The organism is Gemmobacter sp. (assembly GCF_046292685.1).
GTDB lineage: Bacteria > Pseudomonadota > Alphaproteobacteria > Rhodobacterales > Rhodobacteraceae > Wagnerdoeblera.
The window spans coordinates 1-22,945 of sequence record NZ_JBKBQM010000046.1; the positions used below are offsets into that span (position 1 = coordinate 1).

Consider the following 22,945-nt stretch of genomic DNA (forward strand, 5'->3'; position numbering starts at 1 on the left):
ACGACGAGGGGTGGCATCGGGCACCCATACCTCGCCTCGACCAGCACGACGCTCACCGCTGCCGCCCAAACAGAGGGAAAACTGTTCCGCCTCGTGGACTTCTTCAGCAGCCTGTTAAGCGCGGGGCAAGGCGCATGCCTTCTTCGATCGCGGGGGCGATCAGCGCGGGGGCGTTCACCACGGCCTGCCAGCGGGCCGGTTCGGCAAGCAGCGTGCCCAGCACCAGACCCAGCTGATGCACGGTGTTGTCGACACTGGCCTGCGTCAGGCCGATGCCTTGGCGGATCAGCTCTTCCTCGGTCTGAACACCTTCGATCTGCTGGCGGATCATGTCGGAGGAAAAGTCATCGCCCATGATGAAGATGGACTTGGCCCCGGCGATACAGGCGCGGCAGGGGCAACTTGACCTGTTCCACCCGGACGCCCGGTGCGACCCGCTCTTGACCACAGCAAGGCGCTTCTGGGGACAAGCCGACCGGCTGCCCGAACGTGTTTACCGTCGCTCCTTCATTCCCCTCCTGCGGGCGTTCTGGCCCGTGGCGCTGGACCTGTTCATGGACGGCTGGCCGTTTCGCGGTGAGGCGCACCCCGCCCGCGTGCGGCGCGGGGTGCGCTCGCTGGCGCGAAGCGCGGGGGGGTGGCACTGCTTCACCCGTTGCCGTGTCACTGTGCTACCGATCAGGGCCGCACCGCCCCGGTTTCCGTCACCGGGAAGCGCAAGAGCTGTCTGAACTCGTCGCGTTCTGTCGCATCCCATCCCACGCGAAAACCTCTCCGAACCGGGAAGGTTTCCGCATCCACGCCTTGGCGTCCTGACTTTATGGAACAATCAAGGATGACTGGTGGAGCAGAGGGGGATCGAACCCCTGACCTCGTCATTGCGAACGACGCGCTCTCCCAACTGAGCTACTGCCCCAGTCGCGCACGCTGATGCACCGCCGCGCCGACGATGTCAAGCACCCCTCTGCGGCAGTTTGCTCTGGACGAAGGCCACGATGTCGGAGGCCGGTCGCGCGCCGGCCAGACGCCCCAGCTCGCGCCCGCGCTGGTAAAGCACCAGCGCCGGGATACCCTGGATGCGGGCGCGCGAGGCGATGTCGGGGTGGTCCTGGGTGTTGAGCTTGGCCAGCCGGGCATGCGGTGCCAACGCCTTGGCGGCCTTGGCGAATTCCGGTGCCATCATCCGGCAGGGGCCGCACCAGGGGGCCCAGTAATCCACCAGCAGCGGCAGCTCGTCGGTGCGGGTGGCCTTGTCGTGCCCCGCGGCATCCATCTCGGTTACGCCGCCGGTGATCAGCGGGTCGCCGCAGCTGCCGCAGCGGGGGGATTGCGAAAGCCTGTCGAGCGGGACGCGGTTGGTCTGGCCGCAGGTCAGGCAGGTGATCTTTGCGTTGTCCATCGGGCACCTGTTCATGGGCGGGGCGCATGGCCCCTTTCGCCGGATGTGGGGTGCCGGGCCCGCGGTTTCCAGTGGCGCCGGCGCCGGCGCCCCGCGATGTCCCCTTGTCAGACTCCGACCGCCCCGCTTACCTGCGCCCAACAGAAGGGAGCCCGCCATGACCCGTGCCCGCGCCACCGCCATCGGCTTTGCCGCCGTGCTGCTCTGGGCCTTGCTGGCGCTGTTGACGGTGGGCACTGCGCCGGTTCCGCCGTTTCTGCTCAATGCGCTGACCTTCGGCATCGGGGGCCTGGCGGGCCTGGGCTGGATTGCCGCCACCGGCGGCTGGTCGCGGCTGCGCAAGGTGCCGCCTGCGGCGCTGGCCTTCGGCACGGCGGGGTTGTTCGGCTATCATGCGCTGTATTTCTCGGCCTTGCGGCTGGCGCCGGCGGCCGAGGCCAGTCTGATCGCCTATCTCTGGCCCTTGTTCATAGTGCTGCTGTCGGGGGTGTTGCCGGGCGAGCCGTTGCGGCGCGGGCATGTGCTGGGCGCGCTGGTGGCCTTTGCCGGGGCGGCGCTGATCGTGCTGGGGCGTCAACAAGGCGACGCCTGGGGGCCGGGGGCCGCGCTGGGGCTGGGGCTGGCGTTTCTGTGTGCGCTGACCTGGGCGGCCTATTCGGTGGGCAGCCGGTGGTTCGGTGCGGTGCCGACCGAGGCAGTGGCGCTGTTCTGCCTTGCCACCGCGGCGCTTTCGCTGCCTTGCCATCTGATGTGGGAAACCACCGCCTGGCCCGATGGGGGCGCCGGCTGGGCGGCGGTGCTGGCGCTGGGCCTCGGGCCGGTCGGGCTAGCCTTTTACGTCTGGGACATCGGGATGAAGCAAGGCGATATCCGGCTCCTGGGCGTGGCCGCCTATGCGGCGCCGCTGCTATCCACCCAAGCGCTGGTGCTGGCGGGCATGGCGCCCGTGTCCTGGGTGTTGGGCGTGGCGGCCGCGCTGATCGCCGGGGGCGCCTTGCTGGCGGCACGTTCGGGCGGCAAGGGGTGATCTCGGGGCTTGCAGCCGACCCGGTTTTCGCGCTCTGGTGGTGCAAGGCAGGCAAGGCGATCCGAGGATGCCCACGCAAGGCAGCAGGATGCAGACGAAACTCGGCATGCGGCCGGCACTGGCTGTCAGGCAGCGCCGTTCGCTGGAAGTGCTGCGGATGGATGGCGCCGCCCTGACCGACCTGCTGGAAGCCGAGGCCGCCCGGAACCCCTGGCTGATCCTGAACCGGGCCGGGCTTCCCGAAGGCAGCGCGATCGAGCCTGTGGCGCCGGTGCAGGGCCTGCATGGCCATGTCCTCGACTGGATCGCACGGCACATCACCACCCCGCAGGAACGCGGCGTTGCCCTGGCGCTGGCCGATGCGCTGGACCCGACCGGCTGGCTGGGCGAACCGCTGCCCGAGATCGCGCGGCGCACAGGCCTGCCGCTGGTGCAGGTTCAGGCGGTGCTGCGCCGCGTGCAGCAAATCGAACCGGCGGGGCTTTTCGCCCGCGATCTCGCGGAATGCCTGACCTTGCAGGCCCGCGCGGCCGAGATGCTGGACGCGGCGATGCAGGCCGTGCTTGCGCGGCTGGAGCTGCTGTCCCGGCGCGGGGCGGCTGCGGTGGCGCGCGCGGCCGGGCTGCCTGGCGATGCCGTGGCGCAGGCGGCCGCCCGGTTGCGCGGGTTCGACCCAAAGCCGGGGCTGCGCTTCGGCCCGGCGCCGGTTGCCGTGCCGCCGCGCCGGGCACCCGACCTGCGCGCGGCTCGCGATGCCGCCGGGCGCTGGTCGGCCGCGCTGCACGAAGGGGCCGTGCCGCAGCCCATGCTGCGCGCGGGGGCGGCCGGCGGGCCGCAAGCCCGCCGGGCAGCCGAACTGGTCGAGCTGGTCGCCCGCCGCAACCGAACCCTGCTGGTGGTGGCCGATGCGATCCTGGCCGTGCAAGGCGCGGCGCTGGACAAGGGCCGCGGCGCGCTGCGGCCCCTGACCCGCGCCACCGTTGCCGAGGCGACCGGGCTTTCGCCCAGCACCGTCGGCCGCGCGCTGAACGGGGTGCGCATCGCAACCCCCGGCGGGGTCTGGGCGCTGGCGGATTTCTTTCCTGCGGCGCTGGGCCCCGATGCCTCGTCGGCGGGGGCCGAAGCAGCCTTGCGCCGCCTGATCGCGGCCGAAGATCGCGCGGCACCCTTGTCCGATGCCGCGCTTGCCAGGTTGCTGGCCGCCGAAGGCCTGTCGGTCAGCCGCCGAACGGTGGCCAAGTATCGCCTTCGCCTGGGCCTCGCGCCCGCCCATCTGCGCAAGGCCTGAAGGCCACGCCCGCGGGCCGCAAGGCCCGGCCGGGGGGGGGGGGGGGGGGGTGCCCGCCCCCGGCCCCCGGCGCCCGCTCAGCCGTATTTCGCCACCGGCGTGCCCGCGATGGCCGACATGTTCAACAGCCCTCGCGCCGTGATCGCGGGCGTGACGATATGCGCCCGGTTTCCCATCCCCATCAGGATCGGCCCCACCTCCAGCCCGCCGGCGCGGGTCTTGAGGATGTTGCGGACCGCGCTGGCCGCATCGGTGCTGCCGAACACCAGCACGTTCGCTGGCCCCTCGAAACGGGCATGCGGAAAAATCCGGGTGCGCAGCTCGGGGTCCAGCGCCACATCCACCGTCATCTCGCCTTCATAGGCGAAATCGGGTTCGCGGGCGTCCAGCAGCTCCAGCGCCGCGCGCATCCGCACCCCCGACGAGGTGTCGAGGTTGCCGAACTGCGAACTGGAACACAGCGCGATCTTCGGCACGATCCCGAAGCGGCGCACGTGGCGCGCGGCGCCGATCACCGTATCGGCGATCTGCTGCGGCGTCGGCTCGGCGTTCACCTGGGTGTCGGCCACGAACAGCGGGCCTTCGTTCTGGATGATGAGGCTGAGCGCCCCGACCGGATGCAATCCGCCGCGGGCCAGCACCTCGCGGACGTAACGCAGGTGCCACAGGTATTGCCCGAAGGTGCCGCAGATCAGGCTGTCGGCCTCGCCGCGATGCACCATGATGGCGCCGATGGCGGTGGTGTTGGTGCGCAGCACCGCCTTGGCGATGTCGGGGGTAACCCCGCGGCGCTCCATCAGGCGATGGTAGGTTTCCCAGTATTCGCGGTAGCGGCTGTCGGATTCGGGGTTCACGATCTGGAAATCGCGGTCGGGACGAATGGGCAGGCCCGCACGTTCGCAGCGCATGGCCACCACCTCGGGCCGTCCGATCAGGATCGGGATCTCGGTGGTTTCTTCCATGATCGCGTGGGCGGCGCGCAGCACGCGCTCGTCCTCGCCTTCGGCAAAGACCAGCCGCCGGGCTGCGGTGCGCGCGGCATCGAACACCGGGCGCATCAGCAGCGCCGAGCGGAACACCGACCCGTCGAGCCGCTGCTTGTAGGCGTCGAGATCCGGCAAGGGCCGGGTGGCCACGCCGGTTTTCATCGCGGCGCGGGCCACGGCGCTGGCCACCACGCCCATCAGCCGCGGATCGAACGGCTTGGGGATCAGGTAATCGGGGCCGAAGGTCATCTGTTCGCCACGATAGGCGGCGGCGGCCTCGGCGCTGGTGGTGGCGCGGGCCAGCTGCGCGATGCCTTCGATGCAGGCCAGTTGCATGGCGTCGTTGATCTCGGTCGCGCCCACGTCCAGCGCGCCGCGGAAGATGAACGGAAAGCACAGCACGTTGTTGACCTGGTTGGGATAGTCGCTGCGCCCCGTGGCGATGATCGCCCCGGGCGCCACGCTGCGCACCGCGTCGGGCATGATTTCCGGCGTCGGGTTGGCGAGTGCAAAGATGATCGGGTTTTCGGCCATCTGCGCGACCATTTCGGGGGTCAGCACCCCGGGGCCGGACAGGCCGAGGAACAGGTCTGCCCCCCCGATCACATCCGCCAGCATGCGCGGTCCGCCCGGCTGGGCATAGGCCGCCTTTTGCGGGTTCATGTCTGCCTCGCGGCCTTCGTGGACCAGCCCGTGCAGGTCGCAAAGCCAGACATTCTCGCGCTTGACGCCCAGCTTCAGCAGCATGTTCAGGCAGGCGATACCCGCCGCGCCGCCCCCGGTGGACACCACCTTGATGTCGGCAAACCGCTTGCCGGCCACGTGCAGCGCGTTGGTGGCCGCGGCCCCCACCACGATGGCGGTGCCGTGCTGGTCGTCGTGGAACACCGGAATCCCCATCCGCTCGCGGCAGATGCGTTCGACGATGAAACAGTCGGGGGCCTTGATGTCTTCGAGGTTGATGGCGCCGAAGCTGGGTTCCAGCGCGCAGACGATGTCGGCCAGCTTGCAGGGGTCGGGTTCGTTCACCTCGATGTCGAAACAGTCGATGTTGGCGAACTTCTTGAACAGCACCGCCTTGCCTTCCATCACCGGCTTGGAGGCCAGCGCGCCGATATTGCCAAGGCCCAGCACCGCCGTGCCGTTCGACACCACCGCCACGAGATTGCCGCGCGCGGTGTAACGCGCGGCGTTCGCCGGGTCGCCTTTGATTTCGAGGCAGGCCTCGGCCACGCCGGGGGAATAGGCGCGGCTCAGGTCGCGGCCGTTGGCAAGCGGTTTGGTGGCGCGGATCTCCAGCTTTCCGGGGCGCGGAAACTCGTGATAATCCAGTGCCGCCTGTCGGGCGTTTTCCTGCCGTGCCTCGTCCATCGCGCTTCCCTTCCGGCGTTTTGTTTAATGTTAAACTAAATTGCGCCATCGGTGTATAGCGTGTTTTCCGAGACGCCTTCAAGAAAAACCCGAAACCGGCGTCGCTGTGCCGGCGCCTTGCCGCCGGCCTTGGGCGGAAGGATGCGGGGGTTTCACACCCCCGCACCCCCGTGGGATATTTCGGCAAGGTGAAAGCCGCGCGCGGTCGCGGGCCGGCGTCGGCGTCAGCCTTGCCAGCGGGTCAGGGCGGCTTCGTCTTCGTCGCGGGCGGCAACCCAGGTGTTGCCCTGGGCGGTGCATTCCCGTTTCCAGAACGGCGCGCGCGATTTCAGATAGTCCATCAGGAACTCGGCGGCGGCAAAGGCATCGGCGCGGTGGCGGGCGGCCGTGGCGACCATCATGATGGTGTCCCCCGGCGCAAGGCGGCCGTGCCGGTGGATGACCAGAGCGTCGGTCAGCGACCAGCGGGCGATCGCTTCGGCTCGCATCGCGCCGATCGCCTTTTCGGTCATGCCGGGGTAATGTTCGATCTCCATCAAGGTCAAGCCGCCCGGCACGTCGCGCACGAGGCCGGTGAAGGTGACCACCGCCCCCGCCCCGGCGGCACGGGCGGCAAAGGCGTTGGCCTCGGCGCCGAAGTCGAAGGGTTCGGTCTGCACCCGCACGCCCATCGCCTAGCCCCCGGTCATCGGCGGAAAGAAGGCAACCTCGCGGACGCCCGCCAAGGGCGCGTCGAAGCCGGAAAGCTCCTGGTCCAGGGCAACCCGCAAGGCGGACAGGTCGGCGAAGGCTGCGGCATAGCGATCTTCGCGGGCGGCGAGTTCGGCCACCAGGTCTGCGACCGTGGCAGCATCGGTTTGCACCCGTTCGCGCGGCAGGCCGATGCGTTCGCGCACCCAGGCAAAATACAGCACATCCAGCATCATTGCTGTGTATCCTTCAACAACGGCAGCGACTTGCGGAAATATTCCCACCCCGTGATCGCGGTCAGCGCCGCCGCCAGCCAGATCAGCGCAAGGCCGATCCAGGTGGCCACGGCCGCGTGCGACACGTTGACGGGAACATCGCCTTCGCCGGCGCGCGGCGGGCGGCCGGCCTCGAGATAGGCGAGGCCCGTGCCGAGGAACAGCACGGCAATGGCAATCATCTGGGCCGTGGTCTTCCACTTGGCCAGTTTCGTCACCTTGAGCAGGGCCGAGCGGTCGCCCAGGAATTCGCGCAGCCCCGAGACGAAGACCTCGCGGAACAGGATGATGGTGGCGGGCAGGATCAGCCAGGGGTTCATGCCCGAATACCCGGTCAGCACCATGATGGCGATGACGACCATCGCCTTGTCGGCGATCGGGTCCAGCATCGCGCCGAAGCGGCTTTCCTGTTTCCACAGCCGGGCCAGATAGCCGTCGAACCAGTCGGTGATGGCCGCGCCGACGAACAGCGCCAGCGCCAGCCAATCGGCCCAGGGACGGTTGAAATACAGGAACATCACTGCGACCCCGGGGGCTGCCAGCAGACGCAATGTCGTCAGGATATTCGGGATGGTCCAGCGCATGGGTTAACCATACCGCATGCCACCGTCCGCGGAAAGGGGGCGCTGCGGCGCCCCCGGATCGGCGTTCAACGCAGCACGTGCACGCCGCATTGCGCGTGGCGCACCACGCGGGCCGCGGTGGAGCCCAGGAAATAGTCCTGCAACCCCGGACGATGCGAGGCGATGACGACGCAATCGTGCTTGCCGTCCTCGGCCACGTCCAGGATCGTCTGCGCGGCATGGCCGACCTTGACCATGACAGACACCTCCGGCAGCCCGGCGAATTCCGCAGCCAGCGAAGCCTCCATCTCGGCCCGGTTCCTGTCCTGCTGGTCTTGCGGCAGGTATTGCGCGACGTAAGAGGGGATCGCCTCGATCACGGTCAGCACGGTAATCCGGCCTCCGGGCGACATCAGGGCACGCGCGGCCTGCATGGACTGGGCGATGACGGCGCCGTGGTCCGGGGCGACGGGGACGAGGATGTTGGTGTACATGGTGTTCTCCTGTTCTGGCGCGGGCAGGGTGCAATGGGTGGCCCGGACGCGCCTTGATCTGGATCACACTTGCGGCGGCAACCCGGCCGACAGTTCGGCCAGCAGGGCCGCAGCCTCGCGCGCGGCCGCGCCAGAGCCGGGGAGTTCCTGCGCGCCAAGGCCGAGCCCCATCGATTCGGCAAAGGCGACGCGATGGCCCAGCGTGGCAGCGGCGATCCCTGCGTGCAACGATGCGGCCGCATCGGCGATTTCGGCGCTGAGCCGCGTGCCCGACTTGACGCGGTTGAGCACGATGGCCACCCGGCGTTTTTCGCGGGCGCACAGGTCCAGCACCCCTTCGGTTGCCCAAAGGTCGAGGTGGCTGGCCGCCACCGGCACCACCACCAGGTCGGCGGCGCGCAAGGCGGGGCGCAGGTCGCTGTCGACCTTGGGCGGCGTGTCGATCAGGACGATATCGCAGGTCCGGCGCAGCTTGTCGCATTCGTAGCCGACGCCCCAGGCCGAGGCGGTGGACATTTCCATCCCCGGGTCGCCCAGGCGCTCGCGCCGGGTCATGAACCAGCGTCCAAGGCTGCCTTGCGGGTCGGTATCCAGAAGCGCCACCCGGGCGCCGGCCCGCATGAACCCCACCGCCAGCGTGGCGGCCAGCGTGGTCTTGCCCGAGCCGCCCTTCTGCTGGGCTACCGTGATGACGCCGCCGGTCGGATGCATCCTTCCCCCCGATGCAAGGGCCGGATTCGGCCCGGCTCATGCTGCAACGCAGCATCGGGAATTGCAACAGGCATTCGGCCCCTGCCGCGGGCAACCGGCGCAATCATGCCTTGAAATGCGTGCTGCCGATCAGTGCGGCATGGGTGCGGTTGCGCGCCTCCAGCTTGGTGCAGACGGCGCGCATGTGGGTCTTGATGGTGACCTCGGTCAGATCCATCGCCCGGGCGATTTCCTTGTTCGAGCGACCTTCGCACAGATGGCGCAGCACCCGTGCCTCTTGCGGGGTCAGATGCGCCAGCGCCGGGGGCAAGGCGCGCGGCAGGTCGGCGTGCATTTCGGGCGGCAGATAGACCCGGCCGGCGATCACCTGGCGCAGGGCGTGGCGCAGGGTGCTGGCCGGCAGATGCTTGGGGACAAAGCCGCGCGCACCGGCGCGCACCGCCGCGTCGATCAGCCCGTGCGGCAACTGGCCCGATATCAGCACCACGGCGCCGCCATCGTTGGCCGCCACCATGTGCTGAATGCTTTCGAGGCCCGACATGCCCGGCATCACCACATCCAGCAGGACCACGTCGTAAGGGCCCTGGGTGCGCGCGCGGTCCAGCGCCTCGGCGAACGACCCTGCGGCGTCCACCCGCAGGTCGCCACCCGCTTGCAGGTAGTGCACCAGCGTATCGCGCACCAGCAGGTGATCGTCGGCTATCAGCACCGATCGAACGGGCATCGTCGGGCCTGTCCCTTCTGCAATCGTCTGCGGCGCAGGATACGCGACATGCCGCCGGACGCAATGCCAATGGCGGGCCTCCCCCCTGCACGGCCTCGCGCCGTGCCGGCACGGGGTCAAGCGCCGCGCAGATGCGCCAGCAGCAGCCGGGTCGAGCCATCCTTGCCGCTGTCGTCGGCGCCGGGGGCCAGAAGCGGTTCCAGCGCCACGGCCAGTTCCTTGCCCAGTTCCACCCCCCACTGGTCGAAGCTGTTGATGCCCAGCACCGCGCCTTCGACAAACACCCGGTGTTCGTAAAGCGCCACGATCATGCCCAGCACATGCGGCGTCAGTTGCCGGTAGGCCAGCGTCACCGAAGGCCGGTTGCCCGGAAACACCCGGTGCCGGGCCTGACGTTCCAGCTCGTCGCCCTCCAGCCCGCGCGCGGCCATCAGGGCGCGGGCCTGATCGAGGCTGCGCCCGCGCATCAGCGCCTCGGACTGTGCAAGGCAATTGGCCACCAGAAGGCGGTGGTGATGCGCCAGCGCCGGTTCCTGCCCCTGCGCCGCGATCAGGAATTCGCACGGGATCACCCGCGTGCCCTGATGGATCAGCTGGTAGAACGCGTGCTGCCCGTTGGTGCCCGGCTCGCCCCAGACCACGGGGCCGGAATGGCGGGGCAGGTCGCGGCCGTCCATCGCCACGCGCTTGCCGTTCGATTCCATTTCCAGCTGTTGCAGATAGGCCGGCAGGCGGCTGAGCCGCTGGTCATAGGGCAGCACGGCGCGGGTGGCATGGCCGCAGACCTGGTTGTGCCACAGGCCGGTCAGCGCCAGCAGCACGGGCAGGTTGCGCTCCAGCGGTGTCTGGCGAAAATGCCGGTCCATCGCGGCGCCGCCGGCAAGAAAGGCGTCGAAGCTTTCGGGCCCCACCGCCAGCATCAGCGCGAGGCCCACCGGCCCCCACACCGAATAGCGCCCGCCGATGGAGTCGGCAAAGCCGAAGACGCGCTCGGCCGGGATGCCCCATTCCGCCGCCCGGGCGCCGGCCGAGGATACAGCCACCAGCTGCGCTGCCGGGTCGGCCACGCCGCCCGCCACCAGCCAGTCGCGCACCGTCGCGGCGTTGGTCATCGTCTCGATCGTGGTGAAGGTCTTGGAGGCGATGATGACCAGCGTCCGGGCCGGGTCCAGCCCGCGCAGCGTGTCGGCGGCATGGGCGCCATCGACGTTCGAGATGTAATGCGTGCGCGGCCCGTCGTGCCAGGGCGCCAGCGCCAGCGTGGCCATCGCCGGCCCTAGGTCCGACCCGCCGATGCCGATGTTCACGATATCGGCAAAGGCCCCGCCGGCCCCGGCAAACCTGCCCGCCCGCACCGCCTGGGCAAAGGCGCGCATCCGCGCCAGCGTCGCCTCGGCCTCGGCGCGGGCCGGGGCAGGGGCCTCGGGCGCACCGCCGCGCAGCATGGTGTGCAACACGGCGCGGCCTTCGGTCTCGTTGATCGGGGCGCCGCGGAACATCGCGTCGCGCCGGGCCTCGACTCCGGCCGCCCGCGCCAGGCGCACCAGCAGCTCCAGCCCGGTGGCATCCAGATTGGTCTTGGAGAAATCGAACAAAAGCTGCCCCGGCTGGCCATCAACATAAGCCAGACTTGCCGAAAACGTATCTGCACGGCCCGGCTCGGCAAACAGCGACAGGATGCTGCGGTCGCGGACCGCGTCGTGATGCGCCGCCAGCGCGGCCCAAAGGCTTTCGGTATCCATGAACTACTCCGCCCAATGCACGATGGCGTTATCCAGCACGGCGCGCACCGGGGCAAGGTGCGGCGGCAGGCTGCGCGCACGTTCCAGCGCATCGCGCTTGGCGGCGCCCAGGATCAGCAAGTGGATGTGCAGCGCCCCGGCCAGCACGGGTGCGCTCAGCGTCACCCGCGGTTCGCCGGCACCAGCCGCGCGCATCGCCACCAGCACCGGCGCATCCGGCGCCAGCGCCTGTTCCAGCCGGTCGCCGCCCGGAAACAGGCTGGCGGTGTGCATGTCTTCGCCCATGCCCAGCACCAGGCAGGTCAGCGGCAAATGCGGCGCGATTCCGGCCGCCAGCGCCTCGATCGCGTCTTCGGGCGTCGGCGCATCGGCCCGCATCGGCACCAGCTGCGCGCCCGCCGCATGGCCCCGCAACAGCCGGCGCCGCACCAGCGCGGTGTTGCTGCGCGGGCTGGTCTCGGGCACCCAGCGTTCGTCGTTGAGCATCACGGCCACCTGCGGCCAGGCCAGATCCACCCCCGACAGCAGGTCGAACAGCGGCCCCGGCGTGGTGCCCCCCGGCACCGAAAGCGACGCCCGCCCATTCAGCCGCAGCGCCTGGCCCAGTTGCCCGGCGATCTGCTGCGCCAGCGACAGGAACAGCGCCTCGCGGTCGGGGTAGGGGCGCCACTCCATCAGCGGATGTCCCGCCAGCGCCGCCCGTCGCGGTGCATCAGCATCAATGCTTCCTCGGGGCCCGAGGTGCCCGGGTCGTAGCCAAAGGGCCGCTCGCCTTCCCAGCCGGCGATCAGCGGGTCGGTCCAGGCCCAGGCGGCCTCGACCTCGTCGCCGCGCATGAACAGCGTCTGGTTGCCGCGGATCACATCCATGATGAGCCGCTCGTAGGCGTCGGGCATGTCGGTGCCATCCGCGCCCAGCACTTCGGCAAAGCTCATGTCCAGCGGCACCTGCACCAGGCGCATCCCGCCCGGGCCGGGTTCCTTGATCATCACCTTCATGTTCATGCCTTCGTCCGGTTGCAACCGGATCACCAGCACGTTTTCGCGCCAACCCGGCGCATCGTCGAAAATGGAGTGCGGCGGTTCCTTGAAGGTCACGGCGATTTCCGACACCCGCGCGCGCAACCGCTTGCCGGTGCGCAGGTAAAAGGGCGTGCCTTTCCAGCGCCAGTTGGAGATGTGGCACTTCAGCGCCACGAAGCTTTCGGTGCGGCTGTCGGGGTTTTCGGCATCGGCCAGGTATCCGGGCTGGTCGGGGCCGGGCAGATACTGCCCGCGCACGACATCCTCGCGCCGCACCGGGTCCAGCGCGCGGATCACCTTCAGCTTTTCGTCGCGCACCGCGTCGGGGTCGAAGTGATAGGGCGGCTCCATCGCAATCAGGCACAACAGCTGCATCATGTGGTTCTGCACCATGTCGCGCATGGCGCCCGACTTGTCATAATACGACCCGCGCCCGCCCACGCCGACCGTTTCTGCCACGGTGATTTGCACATGGTCGACATACTGCGCATTCCACAGCGGTTCGAACAGGATGTTGGCGAACCGCACCGCCATCAGGTTCTGCACCGTTTCCTTGCCGAGGTAATGGTCGATCCGGTAGATCTGCGCCTCGTCGAAATGGCGCGCCAGCGTGGCGTTCAGCGCCCTTGCGCTGGCCAGATCGGTGCCGAAGGGCTTTTCCACCACCACGCGGCTGGCCCCGTCGGCGATGCCGTGCAGCTTCAGCCGTTCGGCCAGGTCGCCGAACAGCGCCGGTGCTACCGAAAAGTAGAAGGCGCGCACCACATCCGGCTGCATGCGCGCGGCCAGCTCGGCCCAGCCCTCGGTGCCGCGGGCGTCGATCGGCACGTAATCCAGCCGCTCGGCAAAGATGCGCTCGGCCTCGGGGTCGCGTTTGTCGGGGGCCACGAACTCGGCCAGGGCGGCCAGGGCAAAGGCGCGGAATTCGTCGCGCGTCATGCCGGTCCGGGCGGCGCCGATGATGCGGCTGCCCGCTGGCACCTGCCCCGACAGGCAGCGCCGATAAAGCCCGGGCAGGATCTTGCGCCGCGAAAGGTCGCCGGTCGCGCCGAAGACGACCAGATCGAAGGGTTCCACCGGAATCACGCGCGAGACCATGACCTGCCCTTTGCCTGTTAGCGCTAACGCTGGCCGTATAGCGCCCTTTGCCGCGCAAGTCTAGCATTCTGTCGGCCGGGCACAAAGCAGCCCGTCAGCCCTCGTCCAGCACCTGCCAGCGCACGGTGGACAGCCCCGGTTCGGCCGCCAGCCGGGCCGCGGCCTGTTCCAGGTCGCGGTCGTTCAGCCCCTCGCCGGTGACCGTGGCCGACAGGTCGATGTGGCCTTCGGGCGTGGCGCTGGCGCTGAGCTCCGACAGGTGCAGGCCCGGCACGGTCAGCACCCGCAAGATCAGCGCGCGGGTCGCGGCCTCCTGCGCGGGGGTGCAGGCCACCGACAGGCGCCAGGACCGCGCCAGCGGCACCCCGGCGCGGGTCTTTTTCTTGATCCATTTGACCAGCGGGCGCAGGCCCAGGTTCACGAACACCACGAAGCCCGTCATCATCAGCGCAAAAGGCCAGGCGCCGGCCCCGGCCAGCAACCCCACCGCCGCCGAACACCACAGCGTCGCCGCGGTGTTCAGCCCGTGCACGTTGAACCCGTCGCGAAAGATGATTCCCGCGCCCAGAAAGCCGATGCCCGACACCACCTGCGCGGCAACCCGGGTCGGGCTGACCTCGGCCGGGAACTGGGCGGCGAACACCACGAAACCCGCCGCCCCCAAGGCGACCAGCGCGTTGGTGCGCAAGCCCGCCATGCGCTGCCGGATCTGGCGTTCCGATCCGATCACGGCCCCGCAGGCCAGCGCGGTTCCAAGGTTGAGGGCGGCGATTTCCAGGGCGATGGGCATGGGCAAACTCCGGTTCGAAGCCCGCATGCTCATCCTTTCCGGCGCGCCGATGCAAGGGGCCTTTCGCGCGCGAGGTCAGACCCTTGGCATCCCCGCGGGCCGTGCCGCGCGTTTCTGCGCGGCGATGCGGAACGGCGCGTTCGGGGCGCCATAGCCCTGATAGCCACCCTGACGCTGCACGATTTCCAGAAAGAACCCGTCGGGCCGCGACGCCCCGTAAAGCTGGAAGAACTGGCCCGAGCCGCCCTCGTCGTAAAGCACGTTCGCCGCCTTCATCCGCGCCACGAGCCCGGGGTCCAGCCCGAAACGCGCCTCGACGTCGTGGTAATAGTTGGCGCCGATCTGCAACACCGGAAAGCCGCGCTCGGCCAGCGCCGCGGCGGTGGCAAAGATGTCGGCGCTGGCAAAGGCGATGTGCTGCACCGCCGACCCGAGGCTGTCCTCGATGAATCGCCCGGCCAGCGTGCGCCGCGCCTCGGCCCCGTTCAGCGTCACGCGCAGGCCGCCGGCCCGGATCGCCTGGCTGCGCACCAGCCCGTCCGGGTCGGCCACATCGACCATCGGGGCGCGCTCGGCCTCAAACAGCGCGGTGTAGAACAGCGACCAGCTGAGCATTTCGTCATAGGGCATGGTCTGGCCGACATGATCCACCCCGATCAGCCCGGCGCCTTCGGGGGCGCTTTCGGCACGGAAATCCACGTCCCACAGCCGCGGGTCGTCGACAAGGCGTATCAGGCTGCCCCCCGCCCCGCGAATCGCCGGAATCGCCATCTGCCCTGCCGGCACCGGCTGGTCCAGCCCGGCCACCAGCAGCGCACGCGCCCGCTCGGCCGTGGCCCGGGCATCGGGCACGCGCAAGGCCAGCTCGGACACCGTGGTGCCATGCGCGACGAAAGAGGTATGGGCAAAGCCTTCGGTCGCGGTGTTGACCAGCACGTTGACGCCGCCTTGCCGCCACAGCGCCACCGGCTTGGACACATGCCGGCCGCAGCGGGCAAAGCCGGTGGCGGCCAGAAGCGATTCCAGCCCCGGGGCCTCGGCCTCGCTGGTGGCGAACTCGATGAACTCCACCCCTTCCACCGTGGCGGGGGGCGGAAAGGCCGGCAGGTCGGGCATGAGCGCCGGTTCGGCCCGGCGCACGCGGTCCATCAGGTTGATGAGGCTGCGGTGCCCGTCCAGCGCCACCAGGCGCGGCAGGCCGGCGCGGAACTGGTCGTTGAAGATCTCCAGGCTCAGCGGCCCGGCATAGCCGGTGGCCATCACCGCGCGCAGAAAGCCCGTCACGTCCAGATCGCCTTCGCCCGGCATGTTGCGGAAATGGCGCGACCAGTAGAGCAGGTCCATCTCGATCGCCGGGGCATCGGCCAGCTGCACGAAAAAGATGCGGTCGCCCGGGATGCGGCGGATCGTTTCGGGGTCGATCCGGCGGCCCAGCGTGTGAAAGCTGTCGAGGATCAGGCCCACCTGCGGGTGGTCGGCGCGGCGCACCACCTCCCATGCGTCGCGGTGGTCGTTCACGTGGCGGCCCCAGCACAGCGCCTCGAACCCCACGCGCACGCCATGCGCCCGCGCCAGATCGCCCAGGGCGTTGAAATCGGCCGCCATCCGGTCGATCCCGCCCATTGCGGCCGGATGGACGCTGGAACACACCAGGATCAGGTCGGTGCCCAGCTGGTTCATCAGGTCGAACTTGCGGGCGGCGCGGGCAAAGGCCCGGCTGCGGAACGGCTCGGGCAGGCCCTCGAAATCGCGGAACGGCTGGAACAGCGTGATCTCCAGCCCGTGATCGCGCACCATCCGCCCCACCTCGGCCGGGGAATGGTCCGAGGCGAGGAAATCCTGTTCGAAAATCTCGATCCCGTCGAAGCCGGCGGCGGCAATCGCCGCCAGCTTTTCGGCAAAACTGCCCGAAACCGAAACCGTGGCGATGGAGGTTTTCATCGCGCGTCCCTTCCTTCGGCCAGATCGGCGCGCAACCGCGCCTCGTCCAGCGGCAAGCCGGTAAAGATGGCCCAGGCATCGACGCCCTGGCCCACGAACAGCTCGTAACCCGAAATCACCTGCAACCCGGCCGCGGCGGCATCTTGCAGGAACGGCGTATCCACCGGGGTATAGACCGCGTCAAAGCACCAGGCGGCCCCGGCGAGGTGTTCGGCCGCCAGCGGCGTGCCGCCATAGCCGACCATGCCGACCGGGGTGCAGTTGACGATGCCCGCCACGCCGGCGGCCAGCGCGGCGGCATCGGTGCCGGTCGTCACGGGCAGGCCGGGCCGCGCGGCGCGCAAGGCTTCGGCGAGGGCCTCGGCCTTGGCCAGGTCGCGGTCGGCCAGGCGAAACTCGGTCATCCCCAGCGCGATCAGGCCAAAGGCCACCGCCCGCCCCACGCCGCCCGCGCCGATCATCAGCACCGGGCCCGGGGCGGCATCGCCACGCACCCGCCTGTAGGCCGCGACAAAGCCGGAATAGTCGGTGTTGAACCCCTGCGGGCCTTCGGGCGCAAAGACCACGGTGTTCACCGCCCCGATGGCACGGACCAGCGGGTCGGCAATGCCGACCTTGGCGACGACCCGTTCCTTGTAGGGATAGGTCACGTTCACGCCCCGGTATCCCGCCTGCGCGACATGGGCGAACAGATCGTCGAAGGGCTTGCCCTGTTCGGCGGGGATCAGGCTGTCATACACCACGCGGCGGCCGTTCTGCTGGCCGGCCAGCCGGTGCAGGCGCGGGGATTGCGACTTGGCGATGTTGTCGCCGATCAGGCCAAGGCGGATGAGGTCGTCGGGCATCGGGCGTCCTTTCAGGCAACGGTTTCGCGCAGACCCATCCGGGTTGCGCGCAGAATGGCATCGACCCCCGCAACCGAGCGGCCGGCATCGGCGGCATCGACCAGCGGTGCGGCACGCCCGCGGATCACCGCGGCGAAATGGTCGATCTGGTGCAATAGCGGGTCGGCATCGGTTACCGGCAGCGTTTCGGCCTGCATCGGCGTGAACCAGCCGCGCGGCCCGCCGGCATGGCGCCACAGCCGCAGGCCGGGCAGGTCCAGCGCGCCCAGCGTGCCGGATATGGCGATGCACCCCTCGCCTGCCACCCCAGGATAGTCGGGGTTTTCGCCGGCGGTCAGTTCCCAGCTCCGGGGCGCGGCGGCGGCATCGGAAACCGCCACGGTTCCCAGCGCGCCGCTGGCGAAATGCAGCAGGATGGCCGCGCTGTCTTCGACCGCGAAGCCCCGGATGGCGTTCGAGGCCGCGGCCTGCACCGCCGTCACCTCGCCCAGCAGGTGGCGCAGGGTGTCGATCTCGTGGATCAGGTTGGTCAGCAGCGGCCCGGCCCCGGGGGCCCGGCGCCAGTCGGGCCGGAAATAGTCGTCGGGCCTGCACAGCAGCACCGAAGCCTGCACCGCCACCACCCGGCCCAGCCCCCCTTGCGCCAGCAAGGCGCGGGCAGCGGCGATGCGCGGGTTGTGCCGGCGGTGATGCCCCACCAGCACCGGCACCCCCGCCGCCGCGGCGGCATCTGCCAGCTCTGCCGCCTCGGCCGCGGTCGCCGCGACGGGCTTTTCCACCAGCACCGGCCAGCCGCGGGCAATGCACTCCAGCGCCTGCGGCAGGTGCAGCGCGGTCGGTGTCGCCAGGATCACGCCCTCGACCGCCCCCCCGTCCGCCGTGGCCAGCGCACCCAGCCCCGGCAGATGCGGCACACCCGCCCCGGCCGCCAGCGCCGCCGCCTCGGGCGCCGGGTCCACCACCGCCGCCAGGCGCGCCGCACCGCTGGCCGCCAGCGCCGCGATGTGCTTGCGCCCGATGGCCCCGGCCCCGACAACGGCGATGGCGACGCGGGCCACGGCTCAGCCCTTCTTGCGGAAGACCAGGCCCCACAGCGGGGTCTTGGACACGAAGATCAGCACCACCGCACAGAACAGCGCCAGCGACAGCGGGCTGGAAACGATGCCGAGGAACAGCCGGTCCAGTTCCTCGCGGTCGGAAATGATCGCCCGGCGCCAGTTGTCGTCCAGCAACCGCGACATGATGACCCCCAGGATCACCGGCGCCAGCGGATAGCCGTATAGCCGCAGGAAATAGCCGAACACCCCGAAGCCCAGCATCCAGTAGACATCCGAAAGGCTGTTGTTCACCGCATAGGCGCCCACGATCGACAGCAGCAGGATCACCGGCAGCAGCACCGTGCGCGGCAGCTCGACGATCTTGACGAAGACCCGGATGCCGGTCAGCCCGAAGATCAGCATGAACACGTTGGCCAGCGCCAGCGCCGACACGATGAACCAGAACATGTCCGGCTGGCTGGTCATCAGCAGCGGGCCGGGGTTCAGCCCGTGAATGAACAGCGCCCCGATCATGATCGCGGTTACCGCATCGCCCGGAATCCCCAGCGTCAGCATGGGGATGAAGGCCCCGCCCACGGCGGCGTTGTTGGCGGTTTCGGGGGCCACCAGCCCTTCGATGGCGCCCTTGCCGAAGGGCACTTCGGGGTTCTTGGTCACGCGCCGGGCGTGGTCATAGGCCATCAGTGCCGCAATGTCGCCGCCCGTGCCCGGAAGTGCCCCGATCACCGTGCCGATGGCCGAGGTCTGCGCCCCCAGCGGCAGATGCTTGCGCACCGAGGCCCAGGACGGCACGATCCGCCCGATCTTCTGCTTGACCGCCGCAGCGTTCACGGTGTGCAGCTGCATCAGCCCTTCGGAAATCCCGAACATCCCGATCATCACCGCAATGAACGACACGCCTTGCCGCATCGCCGGAATGTCGAAGGTGAAGCGTTCGGTAAAGGTCAGCGGGTCCATGCCCACCGCGCCGATGGCAATGCCGAAGGCGCCCGCAAAGATGCCCTTGACCAGGCTGCCGCCCGACAGCGACCCCACCAGCAGGATGCCCAGCATCCCCAGCATCATGTAGTCGCGCGGCTGGAACCGGATGGCGAAGTCCGAGATCGTCGGCGCAAAGGCCGCCAGCGCAAAGATGCCGATGAACCCGCCGATGAAGGACACCACCGTCACGATGCCGATGGCCTCGCCCGCCAGGCCCTTTTGCGCCATCGGAAAGCCGTCCAGCGCGGTGGCGATGGCCGAGGGCGCGCCGGGGATGTTCAGCAGGATCGCGGTGCGCGACCCGCCATAGACCCCGCCCATGTAGATGCCGATCATCAGCGCCAGCGCGGGGTAGACCTCCCACGAGAAGGTAAAGGAAATCAGGATCGACACCGCCATCGTCACCGACAGGCCGGGAATGGCGCCGACATAGATGCCGGCCAGCGTTCCAAGGCCGATCAGCGCCAGCAGGTCGGGGTTCAAAACCGGGATGAGCAGGGCCTGAAGCGCGTCCATCTCAGTTCCCCTTGCCCGACAGCAGGTTGCGCACAAAGGCCAGGATCTCGCCTTCGGGCACGATCCCGGGCGGCATCAGCACGGTGAACACCAGCCGGAAGATGGCATAGACCAGCGCCACGATCAGCAGCGCAAGCCCGATGGCGCGCAGCACGCTGCCGCCCGACAGGTAGCGGATCATCACCGCCAGAAAGACGAACGAGGTGGGCAGGAACCCCAGCGGCTTCAGCAGCAGCGCATAGGCCAGGATCAGCAGGATGGTCACGATCACCGGCATCGGCAGGATGTCGCGTTCCAGCCGCTCGCTGGTGACGCGCGACTTGCGCAGCGTTTCCAGCAGGATCAGCACACCGGTCACCAGCATGATGCCCGTGGTCACCATCGGCACCGTGCCGGGGGCCGACAGCGCCTCGAACCCGGAAATGCCGTAGGCCGAATACAGCAGATACGCGCTGCCCAGCACCATGCCGATGTTGAACACCAGCTCGCCCGGCCGTCTTGGTTGATTGCCTTGCATCCTCGCCCCCTCCCAAGGGTCACGACTGACTGGGCACCCGTCCTGGCGCCCGGGTATGAAAACGCCGCCCCGCCTGGCTCAAGGGGGGCGGCGTCGGTCGGTGCGCGGCGGCGCCGATCAGGGCTTCGGGATGCCGAAGTCCGCCGGCGAGGCCTTGGCCAGGCCCGCCTCATGCACCAGCCACGAGGTCGTGGACTGCCAGTCGGCCAGGAACGATTCCGCCTCGGCGCCCGACAGCGACATCATGGTAAAGCCGCGCGCGTCGATCAGCGCCACGAAATCGGGGTGCTTGGTGGCCTCGGCATAGGCGGCGACCAGTTTGGCCACCACGTCGTCCGGGGTGCCCTTCTTCACGAACACGCCGAAGAACGGACCCCAGGGCAGGTAACCGGCGAATTCCGGGTTGGTCGAGGTGATGGTGGGCACGTCCGGCAGCGCGGGCGAGGGGTTCACGTCGAACAGCGCGATGGGCTTCATCTTGCCGCCCTTGATCGCCTCGATCGCGGCCCCCAGCACGGCCGGCATCACGTCGATCGCGCCGCCCTGCAGCGCGGTCAGCGCCGGGCCGTCGCCGTCATAGGGCACATAGGTCACGTCCACCGGGGTCTTGGCGTTGATCATCGCGGTAACGACCGAAGGCAGGCCGCCCGGGCCGGTGGACCCGAACTTCACCGCCTTGGGGTTGGCGTTGATATAGGCGATCATTTCCGGGAAGGTGTCGAACGGCGCATCGGGCCGCGCCACCAGAATCGGCGTCCCGCGGGCCAAGAGGTTGATCGGGATGAAATCCGAATAATCCTTGTCGCCCAGCTTCATCACCTTGTAGAGCAGCGGGTTTTCCGCGCCGAACAGGATGGTGTAGCCATCGGCCGGATCCTCGGCCACCTTGTTCAGCGCAATGGCGCCGACGCCCCCGGTCAGGTTCTGCATCACGATGGTGCCGCCCAGCACCTTTTCGGCATGCGGCGTGACGGCGCGGGCCACCGTGTCGGTCGAGCCGCCGGCGCCCCACTGGATGATACCCTGGATTTCCTTGGCCGGGTAATCGGCCAGCGCGGGCATGGCGCCCAAGGCCAGCGCGAAAGCCGCGCCGATCAGCGTGTGTTTCATTGTCGTCCTCCCTCCGAGTTCATTGCGGCCGAAAGATCTGGCCGAACGTGATGTTTGTGACAGATTCGCGATTTAACCGCAAAGACCGATTTGTCGGTTGGCATAACCTCATGTTACGGTTTCGGGCTGTCCCAGGTGGTGCGGCTGGCGGCCTCGGTCAGTTCCTTGCGGAACCGGCCGATGGTGTATTCGGCAAAGCCCGACAGTTGCCGCCCGCGTTTCTGCACCACCCAGGCGGTGATGCCGGCCTGTTCCTTCAGGCCCAGCCGGACCAGCCCCGGCAAATACACCTCGGCCACCGAGAATTCGTCGATCACCGCCACCCCCAGCCCGTGCCGCACCAGGCTGACCACGGTTTGCGCGAACCGCCCGCGCATGGTGTGGCGCGGCTCCAGCCCCGCCTCGCGGAACACCTGGCCCAGGATGCGGCCGTAGGGGTCGCCCGGATCGACGCCGACGTATGGGTAGGGCATCAGATCGTGCACCGACACCGTCCCGCGCGCGGCCAGCGGGTGCCCCTCGGGCACGATGGCCACCAGCCGGCCTTGCGCCAGCGCGGTGTTTTCCACCGCCGGGTTCTCGATGGGCGAAGACATCATCACGAACTCGCCGCGTTCCAGCAGCAGGTAGTCCAGCGTTTCCTCGACCTTGAGGATGTTCAGGTCGATCATCAGGTCGGGAAAGCGCTGCCGCACCGACCGGATCGCCCGCGCCGCGATGAACTGCGCGATGGATGGCGCCGAGGCGAAGGCCAGCTGGAAATCCTGCCCCTGGCGCAGCGCATTCAGCGCCGCGTTCAGGTTGGCCATCTGGTGATGCACCCGGTGCAGCATCTCGAACACGGCACCGGCTTCGGGGGCGGGCACGAACACCCCGGCGCGGCGCTCGAACAGCCGCAGGCCCAGCGTGTCCTCGGTATGCTTGATGAGCCGGCTGATGCCGGGGGCCGACACGTGCAGCAGGTTCGCGGCACCCTGGATGGTGCCTGCGATCATCAGCGCCCGGATGACCTCGACCTGCCGCAGCGTGAGTTCCTTCATGTCCTGCAGCCTAGCATGGCAACACCGTCGGAAAAGCAGGAGGTGCGAAAATGGAGTGGCATTCCAGAAACAAATTCCAAGCCAGAAAGGCGCCCATGTCCAACGCCGCCGACCGCATCCTGCCGCCCTCGAGCTTTGGTCGCTGCGCCCGCCGGGGTTGCCGGTTGCACGGGTGGCACAGGCGCTGAACCTTGCGTCCAGTGCCGCGCATCGGCTGCTGACCGATCCGGTCCGCCAGGGCTGCGCCCATCCGGCGCGCGAGGGGGCGACCATGCGCTGGCGGTGCGGCTGGCGACCGGCGGCTGCCCGCACGACATGGCCCGGCGCGCGGCCCGGTTTCCCGCCCCCGAAACCCGCGCCAAGCTGGCCGTTTCCACCGCCATCGGCGACGGGCTGGCCCTGGCCGAGGCCGTGGGCGCCCGGCAGGCGCAGGGCCTGGCCAGCCCGGCGGCGCTGTGCCCGGTGTTGCTGGTGCGCTGGCCCGACGGCAGCCGCGGAACCTTTCCGCACGTGATCGAACGTGGCAAGCCCAGCCTGATCGCCGTGCGCACCGATGGCCGGCGCTTTTTCCACCAGGGCCTCGGAGACCAAGACGATGTAACCGCCCTTCTGGCCGCACCCCCGCCCGGGCAGATGCCCTAACAGGCTGCTGAAGAAGTCCACGAGGCGGAACAGTTTTCCCTCTGTTTGGGCGGCAGCGGTGAGCGTCGTGCTGGTCGAGGCGAGGTATGGGTGCCCGATGCCACCCCTCGTCGTC

Annotated in this window: 23 protein-coding genes and 1 tRNA gene; 3 read left to right on the plus strand and 21 right to left on the minus strand. The window is 69.2% G+C overall.

What is annotated here, in order from left to right; translation table 11 throughout:
* Nucleotides 1–103 precede the first annotated feature (103 nt).
* From ACK4S2_RS12240 to ACK4S2_RS12250, 3 genes are all read right to left on the minus strand, one after another.
* Nucleotides 104–355 (minus strand): hypothetical protein, encoded by a 252-nt coding sequence (locus tag ACK4S2_RS12240; protein WP_409624652.1) that lies wholly within the window; start codon nt 353–355, stop codon nt 104–106.
* A gap of 485 nt (nt 356–840) precedes the next feature.
* Nucleotides 841–916: transfer RNA gene (locus ACK4S2_RS12245), tRNA-Ala, on the minus strand.
* Between the two features lie 36 nt (nt 917–952).
* The gene (locus ACK4S2_RS12250) at nt 953–1,399 is read right to left on the minus strand and encodes a thioredoxin family protein (protein WP_409624655.1); all 447 of its coding nucleotides are present in this window, start codon (nt 1,397–1,399) and stop codon (nt 953–955) included.
* 157 nt (nt 1,400–1,556) lie between these two features.
* Here ACK4S2_RS12250 and ACK4S2_RS12255 point away from each other — a divergent pair, with 157 nt between their 5' ends.
* Together ACK4S2_RS12255 and ACK4S2_RS12260 are read left to right on the plus strand one after the other, a co-directional pair.
* Nucleotides 1,557–2,426: a DMT family transporter gene (locus ACK4S2_RS12255; RefSeq protein ID WP_409624658.1), complete on the plus strand. Its 870-nt coding sequence runs from the start codon at nt 1,557–1,559 to the stop codon at nt 2,424–2,426.
* Nucleotides 2,427–2,514: 88 nt separating this feature from the next.
* Nucleotides 2,515–3,714: a hypothetical protein gene (locus ACK4S2_RS12260; RefSeq protein ID WP_409624661.1), complete on the plus strand. Its 1,200-nt coding sequence runs from the start codon at nt 2,515–2,517 to the stop codon at nt 3,712–3,714.
* 77 nt (nt 3,715–3,791) lie between these two features.
* Here the strand turns inward: ACK4S2_RS12260 and ACK4S2_RS12265 are convergent, their stop codons facing one another.
* The 18 genes from ACK4S2_RS12265 to ACK4S2_RS12350 all read right to left on the minus strand — a co-directional run bounded on the left by ACK4S2_RS12265 (nt 3,792) and on the right by ACK4S2_RS12350 (nt 22,188).
* Complete coding sequence (locus tag ACK4S2_RS12265; RefSeq protein WP_409624664.1) at nt 3,792–6,071, minus strand: NADP-dependent malic enzyme; 2,280 nt, start codon at nt 6,069–6,071, stop codon at nt 3,792–3,794.
* A gap of 224 nt (nt 6,072–6,295) precedes the next feature.
* Nucleotides 6,296–6,742, minus strand: a complete 447-nt coding sequence (locus ACK4S2_RS12270; RefSeq protein ID WP_409624666.1) for a molybdenum cofactor biosynthesis protein MoaE — start codon at nt 6,740–6,742, stop codon at nt 6,296–6,298.
* Between the two features lie 3 nt (nt 6,743–6,745).
* The gene (gene moaD / locus ACK4S2_RS12275) at nt 6,746–6,991 is read right to left on the minus strand and encodes a molybdopterin converting factor subunit 1 (RefSeq protein ID WP_409624714.1); all 246 of its coding nucleotides are present in this window, start codon (nt 6,989–6,991) and stop codon (nt 6,746–6,748) included.
* Nucleotides 6,992–6,993: 2 nt separating this feature from the next.
* Entirely contained in the window at nt 6,994–7,620 is a 627-nt protein-coding gene (pgsA, locus tag ACK4S2_RS12280) for a CDP-diacylglycerol--glycerol-3-phosphate 3-phosphatidyltransferase (RefSeq protein WP_409624669.1), read from the minus strand.
* 65 nt (nt 7,621–7,685) lie between these two features.
* On the minus strand, nt 7,686–8,093 hold the full coding sequence (locus ACK4S2_RS12285; RefSeq protein WP_409624671.1) for a universal stress protein: 408 nt from the start codon (nt 8,091–8,093) through the stop codon (nt 7,686–7,688).
* A 63-nt stretch (nt 8,094–8,156) separates the two neighbouring features.
* Nucleotides 8,157–8,804 (minus strand): ParA family partition ATPase, encoded by a 648-nt coding sequence (parA, locus tag ACK4S2_RS12290; RefSeq protein WP_409624674.1) that lies wholly within the window; start codon nt 8,802–8,804, stop codon nt 8,157–8,159.
* A 103-nt stretch (nt 8,805–8,907) separates the two neighbouring features.
* Entirely contained in the window at nt 8,908–9,528 is a 621-nt protein-coding gene (locus tag ACK4S2_RS12295; RefSeq protein ID WP_409624676.1) for a response regulator, read from the minus strand.
* Nucleotides 9,529–9,644: 116 nt separating this feature from the next.
* Nucleotides 9,645–11,270 (minus strand): glucose-6-phosphate isomerase, encoded by a 1,626-nt coding sequence (gene pgi, locus ACK4S2_RS12300; RefSeq protein ID WP_409624679.1) that lies wholly within the window; start codon nt 11,268–11,270, stop codon nt 9,645–9,647.
* 3 nt (nt 11,271–11,273) lie between these two features.
* Complete coding sequence (pgl, locus tag ACK4S2_RS12305) at nt 11,274–11,945, minus strand: 6-phosphogluconolactonase (protein WP_409624682.1); 672 nt, start codon at nt 11,943–11,945, stop codon at nt 11,274–11,276.
* Entirely contained in the window at nt 11,945–13,390 is a 1,446-nt protein-coding gene (gene zwf, locus ACK4S2_RS12310) for a glucose-6-phosphate dehydrogenase (RefSeq protein ID WP_409624686.1), read from the minus strand. Before zwf ends, pgl begins: the two co-directional genes overlap by 1 nt.
* A 94-nt stretch (nt 13,391–13,484) precedes the next feature.
* Nucleotides 13,485–14,180, minus strand: a complete 696-nt coding sequence (locus ACK4S2_RS12315; protein WP_409624688.1) for an MgtC/SapB family protein — start codon at nt 14,178–14,180, stop codon at nt 13,485–13,487.
* A 75-nt stretch (nt 14,181–14,255) separates the two neighbouring features.
* Nucleotides 14,256–16,121 (minus strand): bifunctional sugar phosphate isomerase/epimerase/4-hydroxyphenylpyruvate dioxygenase family protein, encoded by a 1,866-nt coding sequence (locus ACK4S2_RS12320; protein WP_409624691.1) that lies wholly within the window; start codon nt 16,119–16,121, stop codon nt 14,256–14,258.
* On the minus strand, nt 16,118–16,966 hold the full coding sequence (locus ACK4S2_RS12325; RefSeq protein ID WP_409624694.1) for a shikimate dehydrogenase family protein: 849 nt from the start codon (nt 16,964–16,966) through the stop codon (nt 16,118–16,120). Before ACK4S2_RS12325 ends, ACK4S2_RS12320 begins: the two co-directional genes overlap by 4 nt.
* Nucleotides 16,967–16,977: 11 nt before the next feature.
* Nucleotides 16,978–18,024, minus strand: coding sequence for a Gfo/Idh/MocA family protein (locus ACK4S2_RS12330; protein ID WP_409624697.1), 1,047 nt, complete (start codon nt 18,022–18,024; stop codon nt 16,978–16,980).
* A gap of 3 nt (nt 18,025–18,027) precedes the next feature.
* Entirely contained in the window at nt 18,028–19,521 is a 1,494-nt protein-coding gene (locus ACK4S2_RS12335) for a tripartite tricarboxylate transporter permease (RefSeq protein WP_409624699.1), read from the minus strand.
* Nucleotide 19,522: 1 nt separating this feature from the next.
* Nucleotides 19,523–20,038 carry a tripartite tricarboxylate transporter TctB family protein gene (locus ACK4S2_RS12340; RefSeq protein ID WP_409624702.1) on the minus strand — a complete coding sequence of 172 codons (516 nt, stop codon included), beginning with the start codon at nt 20,036–20,038 and terminating at the stop codon, nt 19,523–19,525.
* 117 nt (nt 20,039–20,155) lie between these two features.
* A complete protein-coding gene (locus ACK4S2_RS12345; protein WP_409624705.1) occupies nt 20,156–21,148 on the minus strand; it encodes a tripartite tricarboxylate transporter substrate binding protein in 993 nt (330 codons plus the stop codon).
* Between the two features lie 113 nt (nt 21,149–21,261).
* Entirely contained in the window at nt 21,262–22,188 is a 927-nt protein-coding gene (locus ACK4S2_RS12350) for a LysR family transcriptional regulator (RefSeq protein ID WP_409624708.1), read from the minus strand.
* A gap of 282 nt (nt 22,189–22,470) precedes the next feature.
* Between ACK4S2_RS12350 and ACK4S2_RS12355 the strand changes: the two genes are divergently transcribed.
* Nucleotides 22,471–22,830: an FAD-binding protein gene (locus ACK4S2_RS12355; RefSeq protein ID WP_409624711.1), complete on the plus strand. Its 360-nt coding sequence runs from the start codon at nt 22,471–22,473 to the stop codon at nt 22,828–22,830.
* The last annotated feature ends 115 nt before the right edge of the window (nt 22,831–22,945 follow it).

Bases quoted from the DNA above. Each gene is read 5' to 3' on its own strand.
- zwf (WP_409624686.1), bottom strand. From the start codon at position 13,390: ATGGTCTCGCGCGTGATTCCGGTGGAACCCTTCGATCTGGTCGTCTTC.
- ACK4S2_RS12270 (WP_409624666.1), bottom strand. From the start codon at position 6,742: ATGGGCGTGCGGGTGCAGACCGAACCCTTCGACTTCGGCGCCGAGGCC.
- ACK4S2_RS12315 (WP_409624688.1), bottom strand. From the start codon at position 14,180: ATGCCCATCGCCCTGGAAATCGCCGCCCTCAACCTTGGAACCGCGCTG.
- parA (WP_409624674.1), bottom strand. From the start codon at position 8,804: ATGCATCCGACCGGCGGCGTCATCACGGTAGCCCAGCAGAAGGGCGGC.
- ACK4S2_RS12260 (WP_409624661.1), top strand. From the start codon at position 2,515: ATGCAGACGAAACTCGGCATGCGGCCGGCACTGGCTGTCAGGCAGCGC.
- pgi (WP_409624679.1), bottom strand. From the start codon at position 11,270: ATGGATACCGAAAGCCTTTGGGCCGCGCTGGCGGCGCATCACGACGCG.
- ACK4S2_RS12240 (WP_409624652.1), bottom strand. From the start codon at position 355: ATGGGCGATGACTTTTCCTCCGACATGATCCGCCAGCAGATCGAAGGT.
- ACK4S2_RS12340 (WP_409624702.1), bottom strand. From the start codon at position 20,038: ATGCAAGGCAATCAACCAAGACGGCCGGGCGAGCTGGTGTTCAACATC.
- pgsA (WP_409624669.1), bottom strand. From the start codon at position 7,620: ATGCGCTGGACCATCCCGAATATCCTGACGACATTGCGTCTGCTGGCA.
- ACK4S2_RS12265 (WP_409624664.1), bottom strand. From the start codon at position 6,071: ATGGACGAGGCACGGCAGGAAAACGCCCGACAGGCGGCACTGGATTAT.
- ACK4S2_RS12295 (WP_409624676.1), bottom strand. From the start codon at position 9,528: ATGCCCGTTCGATCGGTGCTGATAGCCGACGATCACCTGCTGGTGCGC.
- ACK4S2_RS12250 (WP_409624655.1), bottom strand. From the start codon at position 1,399: ATGGACAACGCAAAGATCACCTGCCTGACCTGCGGCCAGACCAACCGC.
- ACK4S2_RS12335 (WP_409624699.1), bottom strand. From the start codon at position 19,521: ATGGACGCGCTTCAGGCCCTGCTCATCCCGGTTTTGAACCCCGACCTG.
- ACK4S2_RS12325 (WP_409624694.1), bottom strand. From the start codon at position 16,966: ATGCCCGACGACCTCATCCGCCTTGGCCTGATCGGCGACAACATCGCC.
- ACK4S2_RS12255 (WP_409624658.1), top strand. From the start codon at position 1,557: ATGACCCGTGCCCGCGCCACCGCCATCGGCTTTGCCGCCGTGCTGCTC.
- pgl (WP_409624682.1), bottom strand. From the start codon at position 11,945: ATGGAGTGGCGCCCCTACCCCGACCGCGAGGCGCTGTTCCTGTCGCTG.
- ACK4S2_RS12285 (WP_409624671.1), bottom strand. From the start codon at position 8,093: ATGTACACCAACATCCTCGTCCCCGTCGCCCCGGACCACGGCGCCGTC.
- ACK4S2_RS12320 (WP_409624691.1), bottom strand. From the start codon at position 16,121: ATGAAAACCTCCATCGCCACGGTTTCGGTTTCGGGCAGTTTTGCCGAA.
- ACK4S2_RS12350 (WP_409624708.1), bottom strand. From the start codon at position 22,188: ATGAAGGAACTCACGCTGCGGCAGGTCGAGGTCATCCGGGCGCTGATG.
- ACK4S2_RS12345 (WP_409624705.1), bottom strand. From the start codon at position 21,148: ATGAAACACACGCTGATCGGCGCGGCTTTCGCGCTGGCCTTGGGCGCC.